This is a genomic window from Streptomyces sp. NPDC088766, assembly GCF_044750845.1.
Lineage (GTDB): Bacteria > Actinomycetota > Actinomycetes > Streptomycetales > Streptomycetaceae > Streptomyces.
In genome coordinates, this window is record NZ_JBIVKQ010000005.1 from 294,908 (window position 1) to 312,495 (window position 17,588).

Here is a 17,588-nt window from a genome sequence, read left to right on the forward strand (position 1 = left end):
GGGGGGGGGGGGGGCGCGGGGGCGGCCCCCGCAACAAAACCCCAAAATGGGGGCGGGGGGGGGGGGGTCTTGGTGGGGGGGGGGGGGGGGCGGGGGGGGGGGGGCCGGGGGCGCCCCGCCACACCTCAGTTCTGATGGACCGTCACATGTCGGTCACGGCCGTCAGCGCGGCCATCTGCTGCACCGCGACCGGATCGGCCGCGCCGCTGTAGACCCGCACCTCGTCGATCGCGCCGGCGAAGTACTCGCTCGCCCCGCGCAGCGAACGGCCCACCTGGAGACCGCCGGTGGCGGACCACAGGGTGTTGTCCGTGCCGTAGGCGCCGGCGACGAGCTGGCCCTCGACGTAGAGGCGGATCGAGTTGGCGAAGGCGTCGTAGACGACCGCGAGGTGCTGGCCGGAGCCGCCGGTGTCGGGGAGTTCCTGGTCGTCGGTGAAGGTGACGACCGAGGGGGCGGCCACGTCCGTCTTGGCCACCGCCAGCTCCCACTGCCCGGTGGTCGCCTGGTAGCGGACCTGGACGCGGTTGGCGTTGGCGCCCGGCAGGGACAGCACCGTCTGCGACTTCTCCGGGTCCAGCGAGGTGAGCTGGGCGCGGGCGGTCACGGTGAAGCTGCCGGCGCCGGTGACCGGGGCGGTGGCGGTGGACGCGTAGTCGCCGTCGCCGTCCAGGACGAGGTTGCCGTCGCCGACCAGGGCGGCGGTGTCGAACAGCGGGTCGGCCGGGCGGTAGATGGAGGCGTTGCCCGCGAGGGTCAGCGCCTGGCCGCCGCCGGTCTCGGCCACCGAGCCGTTGGTGGCCTGGTCCAGCTGCCAGTAGGCCTTGCGCACCGGCATGATCGTCATCAGCTCGGCGACCTGGGCCGCCGGCAGGACCCGGTCGAAGACGCGGATCTCGGCGAGGTCACCGGTGAAGTGGTCGCGGTAGCCGCTCTTGGCCGTCGAGCGGCCGATCTGCAGCGGTCCGTACGACTTCCAGGTGGAGCGCCGGGTGGCCGATCCCTTCAGGTCCTTGTTGATGTAGAGCTGGAGCTGGGGGCCGCCGCTCTTCTGCGCGTCGTACACGCCGGTCAGCAGGACCCACTGGTCCTTGACCACGGTGATGCCGGTGGAGACGGCCTTCCACTCGCCGAGCGAGTCCACGTCGTTGACCGGGACGGAGAACTTCCAGGTCTTCGCGGTGGCGTCGTAGCCGAGGGTGAAGCCGGGCTCGCCGGTGCCGTCCTGGCTGACGACCGTCATGTCCTTGTCCAGGGCGGTGGGCCGCACCCACGCGCTGACGCTGAAGCTCTTGGCGGTGTCCAGCACCGTCTCGCCGGCGTCGAGGTAGGACTCGGCACTGCCGTCGAAGCGGGCCGCCTTGTCGACCTTGCCGCCGGGGCCGTCCGCGCCGAAGGCGACGGCGGTGCCGGCGGTCGCCGAGAACTCGCCGCTCTCGTCGTGCGCCTCGGTGTCACCGGCCTGGTCGGCGAGGTTCCACTGGGCGACGACCGGCTTGCCCTCGCTCACCAGGAAGTCGTACGGCGTGCTGCTGGCGTGCGCCGCCTTGTCGATGGCGACCACTTCCAGCACCTGGCGTCCGGACCGGGTCGGCATCCACTGGAGGGAGACCGAACCGCCCGGCGAGGCCGGGGTGAGGGTGGTCATCGCCGCGCCGTTGAAGGAGTACTGGTACTTGACGACGTCGTTGTCCGGGATGGAGTCGTTCGGGTTCGGCGAGAAGGTGAAGGTGCCGTAGGTGCCCACGCCGTCGTGGTAGACGGTGTCGGACGGGTACTGCTTGGACAGCACGAGCGGCTTGCCGGGCCAGGTCTTGTCGTAGACGAACTCGCAGCGCTGCGGGGTGTCGCCCTCCGAGCTCCACGGGCCGTAGCCGTCACCGTCGTACGCCCGCGCGCTCCAGTAGATGGGGGTGTTCTGCGGGATGATCGACTTGACGGTGTGCTCGAACTTCGTGCTGGTCGTCGGGGAGAGCCAGTCCCGGGTGGTGTAGGTGTAGGAGCCGGGCGTGGCCCCGCCCCACTCCACCTTGAACTCGACCTTCACCTTGTCGGTCTGGCCGTTGCCGTGGTCCGGGTCGCTGGCGATGGCCCGGAGCTTCGGCGGCACGTCGGTGGTGGGACGGCTCGCGCCCCACTTGCACACCCCGCCCGGGTCCGAGGACATGTCCGAGGTCTTGATCTGCCGCGGCAGGTTGTTGTACTTGATCGACAGGTAGGCGTTGCCGCAGATCCGCTTCCACTCCGCGAAGCGGGACTCGTCGGCCGCGCGCAGGCCCAGCGTCATCGCGTTCCAGCCGCCCGCGGCGGCCGTCTTGACCTCGGTGGTCAGCTCGCCGGTCGCGCCGCTCTCGAAGTGCAGGTTGGCCTGGCTGGAGCAGGAGGTCGGGGAGATCGCCTTGTCGACGGTCTGGAGGTAGTCGTCCCAGTCGTCCGAGGTGTTGGACCAGTTGCTGGACGAGGTGAGGCTGTAGTTGGCGCCGCCGATCCGGTAGAGCTGGATGGGTTCGGCGGTCGGGGAGGCACTGTAGATGTGCTCGACACGGGCGGAGAAGGTCGCGCCCAGGATCTGCTTCCCCTTGTAGAAGGAGAGCGGCATCGTGAACATGACGCGCCGGGTGCCGACACCGTTGCAGGAGACCGGGTTGTAGTCGGTGGGGCACTTGCCGACGCCCGCGCTGCCCGAGTACTTCCAGTCCTGCTCACTGGGCATCCCGGACATGACGCCGGTCCAGGAGGTGCGCGAGGTGGTGCGCTGGATCGGGTCGATGACGACGGGGAAGACGGTGTCCTCGCCCTTGAGGAGCTTCTGGTCGGGGACCAGGCTCAGCTTGTCCTTGCCGACCTCGACGCCCAGCGGGGCGACGCGGCCACCGCCGCCGGGGCCTTCGAGGGCGGGCTCGGGGGCGGCCTGCGGGCCGGGGGCGGCGGTGGGAGTCGCGGCAGCGGTGGCAGCGGTGGAGGAGGCTGCCGAAGCGGCCGCCGCCGCGCCCGCCGTCGCCGACCTCAGCGCCTTGGCGACCGCCTTCGGGCCCTGCTTGCGCGCCGCGCTCTCCTTGACGGCCGCCGAGTCCCACATGGCCGGCTTCCCGGCCTGGAAGACGGTGCCGCCGACGACGGCGTCCTCGGCGAGGATGGCTCCGGTGGCGTCCTCCGCGACCTTCAGGCCGTCGGTGGTCATGCCGAGGTCGAGCCGGGCCAGCCGGGGGTCGGCCGCGGCCTCGGGCGTCTTGACGACGATCAGGTGGCCGAAGCCGTCCGCCTCCGCCCGTACGGTGAGGTCGACGCCGGGCAGCACCTCGGCGTAGGTGGCGGTGTCGCCGTCGACGCGGGGCGCGGGCAGCTTGCCGTACGGCCAGGTCAGGGCGAACTCGCGGCCCGCGCGCCGCATCGTGACGAAGGGCTTGCCCGCCTGTCCGGCGGAGAAGGCCAGGTCGACGGTGGCGGCCTTCGGACCCCAGGTGCCGTCGGCGTGCCTGACGAGCGTGGGGTCGACGGAGACCCACTTGCCGCCCTGGACGGTGCGGACGGGCTCGGTGTACTCGCGGGCGGTGAAGGTGCCGTCGGGCTCGGCGAAGATCTCCCTGCGCTCGGTGCGCATCCCGACGACCTCGGCCCGCTTGCCGCTGTCCTTCGCGGAGGCCATGGCCTGCTGCTCGGTGACCAGCGGCTGGTCGGCCGAGACGGGGGCGGGGCCCCGGTCCGGTCCGCCGCCGTTCGGGAGCGCCGCGGCGCCGGCCACCACGGCGCCGGTGACGGCCGCCGCGACGGCGGCGCGCAGCGCGAGGCCGCGCCGTATCGGTCTGGGTCTTTCTGCGGACACGCGTCCACTCTCCCGTCGGTTCATGTCTGTCTGGGAAGTCGAGGGGCCGCGGGCACGGGTTGGGCGCGCCGGACCCTCGGTCCGCGGGCCGTCACCGGAGCGTCGCCACGAGAGGGGACGCCGTCTCCCCGGGCCCGGCATCTGCGCGCCGGCCCGTTGACACGGGAGGCCGTGCGCGGTTCGTCGAGGTGGGTGGTGACGCGGTGGCCGGCCGGTTCCGGGCCGGCCACCGCGCGGGCGTCGTCAGCGGACGGTCGTCCCGAACGCCACGCCGGTCGCGGGCAGGCCGCCCTCGCCCGGCTTGATCGTCACCGTCGGTGCGCCGCCGGACGCCACGTTCCACGGGAAGCCGTGGACCGCGCGGGCCTCGGCGGGGCCGTAGGGCATGCCGACGTAGAGCAGCGCGGGGGTGGCGGCCAGCGAGAGGCCGGCGAGCTGGCGCGGGGCCGGGGTGCCCGGAATGCCGTAGCCGGGGTCGATCCACTGGTCGGAGGCGCCGGGCGCGCCGACCAGCGGGACGATCTGGACGCCGCCCTTCTCCGGGTGCTCCTCGGACGACTCCTCACCCGGCACGCCGATGGCGAGGCGGGTGGTGGTGGCCGTGGAGGTGGCGTTCGGCGAGGTGTTGACGGCGGCGAGCCGCTTGCCGAAGAAGTCGCCGGCCTCGGCCTCCTGGTCCACGTCGGCGGTGTTCTGGTCGATCCAGGCGACCTCCGTGAAGGTGCCGGTGGCCGTCAGCCGGAAGACCTGGACGGCCCCCGCGTCGACGGTCGTCGACAGGTCCTCGCCGGGGACGCCGACCGCGAGCAGCGACTCGGTGGTGGAGGTGGCGCCGGAGGGCCGGTAGGGGACCATGGCGAGCGCGGAGCCGAACTGGTCTCCGACCTCCTCGGCGCCGCTGATCGCGTCCTGGTCCTGGGCCAGTCCCCCGAGCGGCTTGGGGTAGCCGGAGGTGAGCGTGTGGTTGAACCAGGCGACACCGCCGGCGAAGGTGGTGGTGTCGAGCGCCTCACCGGGTGTGCCGACGGCGAAGTGCGTCGGGGTCGCGGCGAGCGCGGAGCCGAAGCGGTCGTCCTTCTCCGCCACGCCCGCCACGGCGCCGGCGGCCTCGGTGTCCTGGTGGGTGAAGGTGGCCGTCAGGGCGGTGCCGCCCACGTAGTAGAAGCCGCCCGCGTCCTCGACGGTGCCGATGGACTCGCCCGGGTCGCCGATCAGCAGGTACGGCGTGCCGGCCGAGGTCTTGCCGGCCGCGAGCGCGTAGCCGACCCAGTCCTCGGCCTCCGGGGCTCCGCCCAGTGGCTTGTCGGTGCCCTGGTACAGCTCCTTCACGGCCTTGCCGCCGGCGTTGAGGCCGCTCGTGGAGCCGTAGACGATGTGCACGAACCCGGAGTCGGGCGCGGTGCCGATGTCCTCGTAGGGGGCGCCGATCACCAGGTCGCTGCACCCGTCGAGGTCGGCGTCGTAGACGGCCAGCGCGTAGCCGTACTGGTCGCCGGCCTCGGGCGCGCCCGGCACGTCGTCGGGCGCCTGCGAGAGGGTGAGTGTGCCCTTTCCGCCGCCGTAGACGACGTGCACCTCACCCGCCTCGGGCACCCCGTTGACGGTCGCCTCCGGATCGGCGATCGCCGTGTCGCGGACGCCGTCGCCGTTGAAGTCCGAGTCGACACCCGAGGGACACGCGACCGCGGCCGCGGCCGGTGTGCCACCGGCGCCGAGACCCCAGGCCAGCAGTGCCCCCGTCATGACCGCGGCAGCGCTGTGCCGCCATCTTCTTCCCCCGGTTAACACAGCCCTGCCCCCATAGATAAAGAGACTTTAAGTAAAACGCCACCGGATCATCGCTTCGAGTGACGTGCTCATGCAATAGGTCACTTGATCACCAGAACATGACAAGAATCACAGGAAAAACACACCGGCTTCACGGCTCCGGCCTGTGCGGGGACCACGGCCGGCCGCCCCTGCGGGGGACGGGCCGATCCCCGTATGCTCGCCCGGACGTCAGACACCGGAAGGCATCGAAGTGAACTACAGGGTCCAGCCCAGCGCTCAGGTCGACGACACCGCCGAGATCGGCGCCGGCAGCAGCGTCTGGGATCTGGCGCAGGTCCGCGAGGGCGCCCGCCTCGGCGAGGGCTGCGTGATCGGCCGCGGCGCCTACGTCGGCACGGGCGTACGCATGGGCGACAACTGCAAGCTCCAGAACTACGCACTGGTGTACGAACCGGCCGAACTGGGCGACGGTGTCTTCATCGGCCCCGCCGTGGTCCTCACCAACGACCACAACCCCCGTTCCGTGGACCCCGAGGGCAAGCAGAAGCGCGGCGGCGACTGGGAGGCCGTCGGCGTGAAGATCGCCGACGGCGCCTCCATCGGCGCCCGGTCGGTGTGCGTCGCCCCGATCGAGATCGGCCGCTGGGCCATGGTCGCGGCCGGTGCCGTCGTCACCAAGGACGTCCCCGACTTCGCGCTGGTCGTCGGCGTCCCGGCCCGTCGGATCGGCTGGGTCGGCCACGAGGGCGTCCGGCTGGTCCCGCGCGAGGACCGGCCCGGCGTGTGGGAGTGCCCGAAGTCCGGCCGCCTGTACCGGGAAACGGCCGAGGGGACACTCACCGAGTCGGAGTGAGCCGAGCAGCACCAGGAGGGTGGGAACCGGCCCGGGGCACCCCGGGCCGCCCGGTCCTCCAGCCCGTGACGGCCCCCGGACCACGCGGCGGGGCGCCCAGGACACACAACGAGGACGACACATGTCTCAGACCGACGTCAAGGTTCCGGCACCGCAGGACGCGGCCGGCACCGAGGACGCGCCCGAGCCCGCGCCGCCCGCGCCCGCACGGGCCCCGCGGCTCTACGCACTGGACGCGCTGCGCGTCGTGGCGGCGCTCTCCGTGCTGCTCTTCCACTTCACCGGCGTGGACGCGGCGACCAAGGCCAACTGGGGCATCAACCCGAAGGCACTGTTCCCGTCGATCTTCCCGTACACCTCCTACGGCTCGTACGGCGTCCAGCTGTTCTTCATCATCAGCGGCTTCGTCATCTGCCTGTCCGCCTGGGGCCGCACCCCGGGCCAGTTCGTCCAGGCCCGCTTCCTGCGCCTCTTCCCCGCCTACTGGTTCTCGGTCGTCGTCGCCGTCCTGGTCTGGCGCGGGCTGCCCGACGGCGAGCGCAAGGCGCCGAGCTTCAGCGAGTCGCTGACCAACCTCACCATGGTCCAGGCGCCGCTCTCCGCCCGGCACCTGGTCGGCGCCTACTGGACGCTGTGGGTGGAACTCACCTTCTACCTCATCTTCCTGGTGGTGCTCTGGAAGGGGCTGGACTACGTCCGGGTCTCCGTCTTCTGCTGGCTGTGGCTGCTCGCGAGCGTCCTGGTGCAGAAGGAGGAGATCCCGCTGGTCGGCATCTTCGCCCAGCCGCTGAACACCGCGCTGTTCGTCTCCGGCATCGCGATGTACCTGATGTACCGGTTCGGCCCCGACCTCAAGCTGTGGGGCCTGCTCGCCGCGGGCTGGCTGGTCATGCAGGGCGACCTCATCCAGCACGCCGACCACGTGCGCGACGACCAGGGCATGGACCGCTCGCCGTACGTCGCCCTCGCCCTGGTCACCGTCTTCTACCTGATCGTCCTCGCCGTCGCCCTGCACAAGTTCGACCGGCTCGAATGGAAGTGGCTGACCACGGCCGGCGCCCTGGTGTACCCGCTCTACCTGCTCCACGAGGAACTGGGCTGGGCCATGATCCGCAAGCTGTACGGCGGCGGCCACCTGGGCGCGTGGGCCACGCTGGCCACCACCACGGCCGTGCTGGTCGTGCTGGCGTGGCTCGTCCACCGGTTCGTGGAGAAGCCGTCCCAGCGGTGGCTGCGCAACCGCCTGGCCAAGGAGTCAGGCCGGCACACGGCTGCGGCGCGCAACTGATCCGGAAACGACAAAGGGCCCGGCGCCACCTGCTGGTGGCGCCGGGCCCTCTCGTCGTTCCGAGGATCCGGACGGGTCCGGCCGGACGTGTCAGCCGCCGATGACGACCCGCCGGACGCCCTTCCAGGCCTGCGGGTCGGTCGTACGGCGACCGTCGACGAGGACCGTGACGTCCGGCAGGTCGGCCGGCGTCAGGGAGCGGTACTCGGCGTGGTCGGCCTGCAGGATCGCGGCCGTGACCTTCTCGCCCGCGTGCGGGGTGAGACCGTGCGCCGCGAGCTCCTCGGCCGTGTACATCGGGTCCGAGACGAACGGGACGGCGCCGCGCGCCTTCAGCGCCTCGACGGTCGGGAACACGCCCGAGAACGCGGTCTCCTTCACGCCACCGCGGTAGGCGGCGCCCAGCACGAGCACGTTCACCCCGGTCAGGTCGCCGTAGGCGGCGGCCAGCAGGTCCACGGCGTACTCCGGCATCGCCGCGTTCGCCTCACGCGCGGAACGCACGACGGTCGCCGCCGGGTCGTTCCACAGGTACATCCGCGGGTAGATCGGGATGCAGTGGCCGCCGACGGCGATGCCGGGCTGGTGGATGTGGCTGTACGGCTGCGAGTTGCAGGCCTCGATGACCTTCTTGACGTCGATGCCGTTGCTGTCGGCGAAGCGCGCGAACTGGTTCGCCAGACCGATGTTGACGTCCCGGTAGGTGGTCTCGGCGAGCTTGGCCAGCTCGGAGGCCTCCGCGGTGCCCAGGTCCCACACGCCGTTGGCCTGCGGCAGGTCGGCACGCTCGTCGAAGTCGAGGACCTGCTCGTAGAACTCCACACCGCGGGCCGTCGACGCCTCGTCTATGCCGCCGACCAGCTTCGGGTAGCGGCGCAGGTCCGCGAAGACCCGGCCGGTCAGGACGCGCTCCGGGGAGAACACCAGGTGGAAGTCCTCACCCGCGGTCAGGCCGGAGCCCTCGGCCAGCATCGGCGCCCAGCGGGTGCGCGTGGTGCCGACCGGCAGCGTGGTCTCGTACGAGACGAGCGTGCCCGGCTTCAGCCCCTGGGCGATGGCCTTCGTCGCCGAGTCCATCCAGCCGAAGTCCGGCACGCCCTCGGCGTCGACGAACAGCGGCACGACCACGACGACGGCCTCGCTCTCGGCGACCGCGGACGCGGTGTCCGTCGTCGCGCTCAGCAGCCCGGCGTCGACGGCCTGCTTCAGCTTGACGTCGAGGTCGTGCTCACCGGGGAAGGGCTCGACGCCGGCGTTGACCAGCTCGACGACCTTCTCGTTGACGTCCGCGCCGATGACCCGGTGGCCCTTGGACGCGAACTGCACGGCCAGCGGAAGCCCGATCTTGCCGAGCGCTACTACACAGATGTTCATGGACGGTGGCTACTTCCTTCTGGAACCCGTTCGGCTTCAGGAACCGTTCGACTTCGACTTCTTGGAACCGTTCGACTTCGAGCCGACGGAGCGGGACTTCACCTTCCGCGCCAGACGCCCGAGCGCCCGCCGCACCAAAGTCCTCTTCGGGGGATACAGCTGGGCCGTGTCGATCACCACACGCCCCTTGTCGTTCACGATGGCAGACGCGCGGTACGGATCGTCGTCCCGGCCCCATCGCCGGGCGAGCGGCATGGGCAGTCCCGCACCGCGCACCGGGATCTCGTACGTCCGGCCGGCGAGGTCCAGGTACACCCGGACGCCCCGCTTGGCGGTGACGTACTCCAGCGGCACCCGGGCGTGCAGCACGCTGGCCGCGCCGTCCCGGGCCGGCTCCACCCGCATCTCACCGACCGGCGCGGGCAGCGCGTGCCCCGCCTTGAGCCGGCGCGCGCCCGGCTTGTCGGCCGACTTGGGCATGGCGCCCTCGGCGAGCCGCAGCACCGCCCCCGCACCGTCCGGCCGCCCGGTCACGGGTACCCGTACGGACGCCGTGTAGGCGAGCCGGTCGCCCTGCTGCTCCCAGTCGGAGGCGAGCAGCTCGGTGCCCTGGGCCAGGCGGCCCGGGACCGACTCCCCGATCAGCTCGTAGACACGGTCGGGGAGCCCGAGGAGCGGGTCGCGGAAGCCGGGGTAGCGGGCGTAGGCCCGGCCGTCCTCGACGACGAACGGCGGCGCCCCGTGTTCCTGCTCGGCGCTGATCGCCTCGGACAGCGCGTCGACCGCCCCCGCATGGGCCAGGGCGATGCGCACCCGGCGCTTGACGTCCATGGCGTCGCGGATGCCGTCGGTGAAGTAGGTGTCGGCGAGCCGCGCGATACCCGCGCAGAGCTGCCGCTGCAGCTCGCGGTCCAGGCCGGGGAAGTCGTCCTGGACGAGCTTGGCCAGCTCCCAGGTGAAGTGCCGGCGCAGGACGGCGTCGCGCTCGGGGCCCGCCCCGATGAGCCCGGCGGTGAAGTCCATGATCTCCGCGGCGGCCCGCAGCCGCGCCAGGTGGTCGGCGCGGTAGGTGATGTTGCTGGCGTCGCCGCGCTTGACCGCGAAGTAGCAGATGTAGTCGGCCACCACCGAGATCTTCCGGGCGCGCACGCACGCCTCGATGGTGAACGGCTGGTCGCTGCCCACGGGCAGGTGCTCCGGGAAGCGCAGCTTGTGCTTCTCGACGAGGTCCCGGCGGAACAGCTTGGTGTTGGCGAGGGTGAACGGCAGCGCGGAGTCGTACAGGCTGACGTCCGGGTCGTTCTCCTTGTACAGCGCCTGGTGGACGTACCGGCCGTTGGTGCCGACCATCTTGCCGACCACGACGTCCGAATCGTTGCGGTCGGCGCACTTCACCATGCGCTCCAGCGCTTCCTCGCCGAGGTAGTCGTCGGAGCCTATGAAGTACACGTACCGCCCGGTGGCCACCTCCAGCGCCCTGTTGCTGGGCGCGGCCGGGCCACCGGAGTTGGGCTGGTGGAGCACCTTGACGGTGTCCGGGTACAGCGCCGCGAACCGGTCGAGTTCGCGGCCGCTGTCGTCGGTGGAGCCGTCGTCGACGGCGACGATCTCCAGCCGGTCACGCCCGATGCTCTGCCCGACGAGGGAGTTCAGGCACTCCGTCAGGTACGGCATCGTGTTGTAGACGGCGACGACGACAGTGACGTCGGGAACGGCCCCGTTCATGAACCCGCCTTCGAGGATCTGGAGACCAACCGGGTGTACAGCCCGTCCAGCACCTCGGCCTGCGCCTCCCAGGTCCAGGTGTCGAGCAGCCCGGGCTTGTCGTAGGCGGCCGTGTACCTCTCCGGGTCGGCCAGTACGGCCTTGATGGCGCGGGCGAGATCGTCGACGTCCTCGGCCCGGCAGACCTCGCCCTGTCCGGTGGAGCGGGTCACCTCGGACATGGTCCTCACATCGCTGACCACCAGCGGCAGCCGCGCGTGGGAGTACTCGAAGAACTTCGTGATCAGGGCGATCTCGTGGTTCGGCCAGTGGTGGATCGGGATGCAGCCGACGTTCGCCGCGGCCAGGAAGCGGACCACCTGCCAGTGCTTGACGTACGGCACGGCGTGCAGCCGGTCGCCCACCCCGAGTTCCTGCGCACGGCGCAGCAGACCCTGTATGTAGCCGGCGGCCGGTGCCGGGACGACGAACGCCATGTGGACGCCGTCCAGCTTCGGCAGGGCCTCCACCATGTCCCCGAGGCCGCGCTGCGGGCCGGGCGAGCCGCTGTAGACGACCAGCGGGACGTCCGGTCCGATGCCGCACAGGGCGCGCAGGTCCGGCTCCGGCTCGGCGTCGTCGTCGTCGAGCACCGGGTCCCGCTCGACGGGCCGGTCGGGAGCGTTGAGGACCACGGTCGGCTGTTCCTTGAGACCGTGGCGCTCCACCAGCAGGTCGGCCAGGCCCTCGGAGACGGTGACCACGGCGTCGGCGAACGGGGCGTACTCGCTCTCGTGCGCGGTGTTGCCGGGAATCCAGTGGGCGTTGTCCTCCCAGGGGCGCACCCCGGGCAGGAACTCGTGGGCGTCCCACACCAGCTTGACCGACCGGCCGGCGGCACGGGCCCGCACCGCGGCACGGGCGCCGACTCCGAGCATCCGGAAGTCGTTGGCGTGGATGAGATCGGGCTTGAGGGCGTCGATCTCCTTGCCGTAGGTCAGCTCGTAGTCCCACAGCACGGGCTCCAGGCGACGCCAGGCACGCCTGCCCTTGGCCGCCTTCCACAGGGCCGTGAAGGCGCGGTCCACGGGCCCGCGCAGAGCACGGCCCGCCTTCTGCGCCTGGCTGCTCTGGCGGGCCCGGAACTCGATCCACTTCTGCAGGAACCGGGAGACCGGTCCGGCCACCACGAGGCGCAGCTTCTCGACCCGGCGGAACAGCGGGCTGCCCACGGCCTGCGGTGCCACCTTCAGGGCGGCCCGGCGGGCGGCCAGATCCGCACGCCACGCCTTGGCCCACTGCCGGCGGTAGGCGGCCAGCGGCCCCGGCGGGTAGGCGAGCGGACGGCGCAGCGGCGAGCGGTGCCGCTCGGCGTGCCGCTTGGCCAGCGGCGTCTTCAGCGGCAGCAGCCGCACCTCGGCGTCGCCGAGCTTCCAGGTGCGCCCGTTGCCCGAGCGGACGAGGCCGAGGAGCACCACGTCCCAGCCGGCGGCCGCCGCGGACTCCGCGGCCTTCTGCACGCGCGAGTCGCCGTCGACCTTGTTGTCGACCAGCATGACGACCCGGCCCTTGGTCGGGCGGGGCGCGTCGGTGCGCTGCGCTTCCATGAACAGCCTTTCTGAACCGGTCACTTCAGGAAATCGCTCAGGACCTGGGCGGTCCATGTGCCGTCGTGGTAGGTGCGGGCGAACTCGAGGGACTGCCGGCCGATCCGGGCCGTGCCCTCGGGGTCGCCGACGAGGCCTTCCAGCACCTCGCGGAGGGTCTCGGGGGTGGCGCTGACGATGGGCAGGGCGCCGTCCGTGGCGAGCTTCACGCTGTCGCTGATGTAGGCGACGACGGGCTTGCCTGCCGCCATCGCCTCCACGGCGAAGGTGCCGTAACTACCGGTGGTGAACTGGTCGAGCACGAGGTCGCAGCTCTGCACCAGCTCGCGCATCTCGGCCCACGGGATGCCCTCGGCGAGCCGGAACTCGATGACGCCCTTGTCGTGCAGCTCGGTGAGGACCGGCATGATCCGGTCGGTGCCCTTGGTCCACCGCTTCGACGGGGCGTGCAGCACCAGCGGCCGCTTGCGCTCCATGACCGGGCGGTCGGTGGCCCACTTGTCGATGTCCACGACCAGCGGCAGCCACTTCGCCGTCGGGAGGTCCTCCAGGAGGTCGGGCGTGGTGACGTAGAGCGGCAGTCCGGCCTCGGCCGCGATCCGCTTGTTCACCTCGGCCTTGGCCTGGAGCTTCTTCGCGATGCCGTCGGGGGCGTCGTGGAACAGCGAGAAGGGGTGGCGCGCCATGTGGTGGGCGGGGTGGCGGATCTCGCTGCCGTGGGCGAGCAGCGCCACCTTGATCCTGGCCTGCTTCAGGGCGTCCAGGTCACCGGCGATGCTGGTGCCGTTGAGGTGCCCGAACACGGGCATGAAGGCGTCGACCAGCAGATGGGTGAAGCGGCCGATGACCCGCTCCATCTGCTGGACCTGCACGTCGAGGTCGCGCAGCCGGTCCGCGTCCACGTACACGTCGGCCGGGTAGTCGAAGGACTCCGGCCGCTTGTTCATGACGACCTCGGCGGACACGTCCGGGTTGCGGCGCGTGACAGCCTGCGCGAACGCGGCGCCCTGGCCCGCGTAGTTGGCGGGGCCGAGGCCGAGGCGGACCCGGGTGTCGCGGAGCTTGCGCCACAGCGGACGGCCGTCGGCGTCGGTGTTGTCCGCCGTCCGTACCGCCTCCGGGGTCTCCTGGACCGTCCAGGACACGTCGGGCCGGGGGCCCGGCGGGGTCTTCCTCGACAGCTCCCGGTACAGCTGCAGCAGCTTGCCGCTCTGCGCCTCCCAGGACAGGTCGGTGAGGACGTCCTCGGTGATCGCGTCGGCGAGCTTGCCGCGGTTCTCCATGGCCCGCGCGGCGGCTTCGGCGAACGTCTTGGGGTCGTCCCACGTCCACACCTCGCCGAGGCCGTGCTGCTCCACGTACGCCTTGATGACCTTGACGTCGCTGGTGACCAGCGGCAGCCCGGCCTGGAGGTACTCGGAGACCTTCGTCGGCAGCGACACCTCGCAGTTGGGGACGCGCCGGAAGGGGGTGAGGCCGAGGTCGGCGGAGGAGAGGTAGTCGGCGACCTCGTGCTGCGGCACGTACGGCACCAGGTGGATCCGGTCGCGCACGCCCAGCGTCTCGGCCCGCGTGAGGAGTTGCTCCAGAAGGGGCGTCATCCGGCCGTGCACGAGGGCGAGATGGAAGCCGGGCAGTTGCGGCAGACCGTCGATGACGGCGTCCACGCCGCGCTCCGGACCGATCCAGCCCGAGTAGACCATCAGCGGGACCTCGGGACCCAGACCGCAGGCCGCACGCACCGACGAGGCGGCCGTGCCGCCCCCGATCACCTCACGGACCGGCGCGTTGCCGACCACCAGCGGCGCCTTCGCCAGCCCGTGGTCGTTCTTCAGCAGTTCCGCCATCTGGCTGGAGACGGTGACGACGGCGTCGGCCCGGCCGATGAACTCGGCCTCCACCGCGGGCAGCGCGTACGCCTGGCGGGGGTGCGGCCACTCCACGCCCTTGACGTACTCGTGCGCGTCGTACAGCCAGGCGCACTTGCGGCCCCGGGCGCGCAGCCGGGCGGCGCTGAGGGCGGCCGTCGCGATCATCGTCACGTCGTTGGCGTGGATGACGTCCGGCTCGAGTTCCTCGATCACCGGGCCGAAGGCGAGGTCGAGGTCGACCACCTGCGGCCAGTCGATCCGCCAGTCCCTGGCCAGGTCGTCCTTGGACTTGCGCCGCTGCTCCCACTTGAACGCCTGCACCCGGAGCCGGTGGACCGACCGGCGCGCCCGGAGCACCGCCTTGATCGACGTACGGCGCGGAGCGCTCGCCCAGTTGCTCTCGGCCGACTTCTGCCGGACCCAGGCCCGGTACTCCGCGGTGTAACGGTTCAGAGCCGCCTGGTCCGGAAGATGGAACTGGGTGGCCGCGGCCCGCAGGGAGCGCTCCCTGCGCACCTTCACACCGCGCAGGTAGTCCGAACTCACCGGCACCCGGATGACGTCGATCGGTCCCATCTTCGACCGCTGGACACGCTTGGTGTCGCTCCGGCCGATCAGGGTGACGTCCCAGCCGTCTCGGGCCGCGGCGACGGCTGTCTTCTGGACACGGGAGTCACCCGTGATGCCGTTGGCGACGATCACTGCGATCCTCGGCCTGCGGGCAGGGGATTCCATTACGTACTTCCTCCGGGGGTACAGGAGCGCGGCCCCCCCTGTTCCAGGGGGGGCCGGCGGGTGGCAGTGGCGCGCACCGGAAGCTACCGGGCAGCCACGTGCTCGACCGGGTCGATATGGACGGTACCGCCGTTGGTCGCCGAAGCGAGAACCGCCGCCGCGACCTCCACGGTACGCATGCCCTGCCGCAGGGTGCAGATGTCGGCGGGCTCGCCGAGCACCGCGTCCCGGAACAGCTCGTGCTCCACCTGGAGCGGCTCGCGCTTCGGGATGGCGTAGCGGATCATGTCGCCCTCGGAGACACCGCGGAAGGCCTGCAGGGCCTCCCACTCGGTGGTCACCGCCGCGTTGGAGTGGAAGGTCAGGTCGGCGGTGAGGGTGTCGGCGATGAAGCAGCCGCGCTCTCCGGTGACCGAGGTGAACCGCTCCTTGAGCGGGCTCAGCCAGTTGACCAGGTGGTTGACCATGGTGCCGTCGTCCAGGCGGCCGACCGCGGAGACCATGTCCTCGTGCTCACGGCCGCTCTTGGAGACGGTGTGCGCGGCGATGGACACGTACTGACGGCCCGTCACCCAGCCGGTGAGGTCGATGTCGTGCGTGGCCAGGTCCTTGACCACGCCGACGTCGGCGATGCGGTGCGGGAACGGGCCCTGGCGGCGGGTGACGACCTGGTAGACGTCACCCAGTTCGCCGGCCTCCAGACGGGCGCGCAGCGAGCGCAGTGCCGGGTTGCACCGCTCGATGTGACCCACGCCGGCCACCAGGCCGCGCGACTCGAAGGCCTCGACGAGCCGGCGGGCGCCCTCGACGGTGTCGGCGACCGGCTTCTCGATCAGCGCGCAGACGCCGGCCCCGGCGAGCGCCAGACCGACCTCCTCGTGCAGATGGGTGGGGCAGGCCACGACCGCGTAGTCCACCCCGAGGGCGATCAGCTCCTCGACCGTGTTCAGGACCGGCGCACCCTGCGCGGCACCGAACTTGTCGCCCATCGGGTCGACGACGCCGACGAAGTCGACGCCGTCCAGGCCCGCCAGGACACGGGCGTGGTGACGCCCCATCGAGCCGAGGCCGACGAGTCCGGCCCGCAGAGGCTTGGTCACAGCTGCTCTCCCAGCGCGTTCACGGCGGTCACGATGCGCTCCAGGTCCTGCGCCGACAGCGCGGGGTGGACGGGCAGCGAGACGACCTCGGCGGCCGCGCGCTCCGTCTCCGGCAGGTCCCAGGAACGGCCCGCCTTCTGGTCCGGCTCCCAGTACGGCTTGAGCCGGTGGATCGGGGTCGGGTAGTAGACCGCGTTGCCGATGCCGGCCTCGGTCAGCTTGGCCATGGCGGCCTCGCGGTCACCCTGGATGCGCACCGTGTACTGGTGGTACACGTGGCGCGCGCCCTCGGCGACCTCGGGAGCCACCACGTTCGGCGCGGTGATGTGCTCGGTGAGGTAGGTGGCGTTGGCGATGCGCTGCTCGGTCCAGCCGCCGAGCTTGGCGCGCTGCACGCGGCCGATCGCGGCGGACACGTCCGTCATCCGCACGTTGGCGCCGACGATCTCGTTGGCGTACCGCTGCTCCATGCCCTGGTTGCGCAGCAGGCGCAGGGTGCGCGCGACCTCCGCGTCAGCCGTGGAGATCATGCCGCCCTCGAGGCTGTGCATGTTCTTGGTCGGGTAGAAGCTGAAGGTGCCCGCGGAGCCGAACGCACCGACCGGCGTGCCGTGCAGCGCGGCCGAGTGGGCCTGGCAGGCGTCCTCGACGACGGCGAGCCCGTGCGCTTGCGCGATCGCCATGATCCGGTCCATCGCGGCCGGGTGGCCGTAGAGGTGGACGGGCATGACGGCGGCGGTGCGCGGGGTGATCGCCGCCTCGAAGGCGGCCGGGTCCAGACAGAAGGTGTCGGCCTCGATGTCGGCGAAGACCACGTCCGCGCCCACCAGACGCACCGCGTTGGCGGAAGCGGCGAACGAGAACGAGGGGACGACGACCTCGTCGCCCGGACCGATGCCGAGAGCCAGCAGCGTCAGGTGCAGCGCCGAGGTGCCGGAGTTGACGGCCACACAGTGGCGCCCGTCGACCAGCTCCGAGAACTCCTCCTCGAAGGCGGCCACCTCGGGCCCCTGGACGACGCGGCCGCTGCGCAGCACGCGGACCGCGGCCTCGATCTCCTCCTCGCCGATCACAGGCTTGGCGGCCGGTATGAACTCATGGGCGTCGGTCATCGACATCCCCTCCTCTACGGCGACCTCAAAGGCGCGTCGTGCTTCGTCGGGAAGGGGCCGCGTCGAGATCAGCACGGCCGCATCCCTGGGTGTTCACCGCTGCCTGTGGGCGGGCGAACGGCTTGTACACAGGACCCCGCCCCCCGAGGGTTCCTTGCGGGAATACAGCCGTATCCGAGCCGGAGGGCCGGAGGTGCTGGTCGGCTGCGGTCACGGCGGGCATGACTGTCGCCACCGGGACCACGGTTCACGTTACCAGCACGGAGACGGCGATTTTCCCCAGGGTTACCACAGAGAAACCTGTCCTTGAGGTCCACTTCGTCACAAGCGAGAGACAGGTTAGCCCGCGCA

At 71.5% G+C, this 17,588-nt stretch carries 10 protein-coding genes; 2 read left to right on the forward strand and 8 right to left on the reverse strand.

Translation table 11 applies throughout. The features are described from left to right. Positions 1-142: 142 nt before the first annotated feature. Positions 143-3,823, reverse strand: coding sequence for a LamG domain-containing protein (locus ACIP5W_RS10330; protein WP_401469671.1), 3,681 nt, complete (start codon positions 3,821-3,823; stop codon positions 143-145). 243 nt (positions 3,824-4,066) lie between these two features. Further along, the gene (locus tag ACIP5W_RS10335; RefSeq protein WP_401469674.1) at positions 4,067-5,566 is read right to left on the reverse strand and encodes a VCBS repeat-containing protein; all 1,500 of its coding nucleotides are present in this window, start codon (positions 5,564-5,566) and stop codon (positions 4,067-4,069) included. A 277-nt stretch (positions 5,567-5,843) separates the two neighbouring features. Here ACIP5W_RS10335 and ACIP5W_RS10340 point away from each other — a divergent pair, with 277 nt between their 5' ends. Further along, positions 5,844-6,446, forward strand: coding sequence for an acyltransferase (locus ACIP5W_RS10340; protein WP_366057503.1), 603 nt, complete (start codon positions 5,844-5,846; stop codon positions 6,444-6,446). A gap of 121 nt (positions 6,447-6,567) precedes the next feature. Further along, positions 6,568-7,734: an acyltransferase family protein gene (locus tag ACIP5W_RS10345; protein WP_401469677.1), complete on the forward strand. Its 1,167-nt coding sequence runs from the start codon at positions 6,568-6,570 to the stop codon at positions 7,732-7,734. A 90-nt stretch (positions 7,735-7,824) separates the two neighbouring features. Here the strand turns inward: ACIP5W_RS10345 and ACIP5W_RS10350 are convergent, their stop codons facing one another. The 6 genes from ACIP5W_RS10350 to ACIP5W_RS10375 all read right to left on the reverse strand — a co-directional run bounded on the left by ACIP5W_RS10350 (position 7,825) and on the right by ACIP5W_RS10375 (position 17,237). After that, a complete protein-coding gene (locus ACIP5W_RS10350; protein WP_401469680.1) occupies positions 7,825-9,108 on the reverse strand; it encodes a nucleotide sugar dehydrogenase in 1,284 nt (427 codons plus the stop codon). Between the two features lie 36 nt (positions 9,109-9,144). Continuing rightward, a complete protein-coding gene (locus ACIP5W_RS10355; RefSeq protein WP_401469683.1) occupies positions 9,145-10,833 on the reverse strand; it encodes a glycosyltransferase family 2 protein in 1,689 nt (562 codons plus the stop codon). Then, a complete protein-coding gene (locus ACIP5W_RS10360; RefSeq protein WP_401469686.1) occupies positions 10,830-12,419 on the reverse strand; it encodes a glycosyltransferase family 4 protein in 1,590 nt (529 codons plus the stop codon). The genes ACIP5W_RS10355 and ACIP5W_RS10360 overlap by 4 nt, the downstream gene beginning before the upstream one ends. A 20-nt stretch (positions 12,420-12,439) precedes the next feature. Beyond that, the gene (locus tag ACIP5W_RS10365) at positions 12,440-15,025 is read right to left on the reverse strand and encodes a glycosyltransferase family 4 protein (protein ID WP_401469689.1); all 2,586 of its coding nucleotides are present in this window, start codon (positions 15,023-15,025) and stop codon (positions 12,440-12,442) included. A gap of 83 nt (positions 15,026-15,108) precedes the next feature. Further along, positions 15,109-16,125: a Gfo/Idh/MocA family protein gene (locus ACIP5W_RS10370; protein WP_382785026.1), complete on the reverse strand. Its 1,017-nt coding sequence runs from the start codon at positions 16,123-16,125 to the stop codon at positions 15,109-15,111. Further along, complete coding sequence (locus tag ACIP5W_RS10375; protein WP_401469692.1) at positions 16,122-17,237, reverse strand: DegT/DnrJ/EryC1/StrS family aminotransferase; 1,116 nt, start codon at positions 17,235-17,237, stop codon at positions 16,122-16,124. Before ACIP5W_RS10375 ends, ACIP5W_RS10370 begins: the two co-directional genes overlap by 4 nt. Positions 17,238-17,588: the final 351 nt, after the last annotated feature.